This window comes from Undibacterium sp. RuRC25W, from assembly GCF_049339825.1.
Taxonomy (GTDB): domain Bacteria; phylum Pseudomonadota; class Gammaproteobacteria; order Burkholderiales; family Burkholderiaceae_D; genus Undibacterium.
The window spans coordinates 1-505 of the sequence record NZ_JBMPPD010000082.1 but is presented as its reverse complement, the minus strand read 5'-3'; the positions used below and the strand labels follow the sequence as shown (position 1 = coordinate 505).

Annotated in this window: 1 protein-coding gene; it reads left to right on the top strand. The window is 44.6% G+C overall.

The features are described 5' to 3' along the window. Window positions 1-102: 102 nt before the first annotated feature. The coding region (locus ACO0KV_RS18385) for a transposase (RefSeq protein ID WP_423044604.1) at window positions 103-505 on the top strand (403 nt) is incomplete at its 3' end.

The following is a 505-nucleotide window of genomic DNA, read 5'->3' as shown; positions in this document are numbered from 1 at the left end:
GGCGAATTCTAGGATGAAGTGCAATTTATGAACGGTACCGGTTAATGAGGGCAAGATGCGATAGCATTTGTGCCTTTTTGACCGGCCAGTCGAAATTGCATAATGAACTACACACATCTCACCCAAATAGAACGATACCAGATTTACGCATTAAGAAAAGCAGGACAAACACAAAGACAGATTGCTAGCTTACTAAAACGAAGTGAATCGACCATCAGCAGAGAATTGCGTCGTAATACTGGAGGTCGTGGTTATCGTCCAAAGCAAGCTCATAAAAAGTCAGAGGAGCGACGTGCAATTAACGCGCGGCGCATTGACGAGGATGTCTGGGAGTTTGCGCAAGAACGACTATTGGAGCAATGGAGCCCAGAGCAAATTAGCGGTCATGCGGCGATAAGTCCGGAAACAGTTTATCAACGTGTCTATGCGGATAAACGATCAGGCGGAGCACTTTGGAAAAATCTACGTTGTCAGAAGAAACGAAAAAAACGATATGGTAAATTAG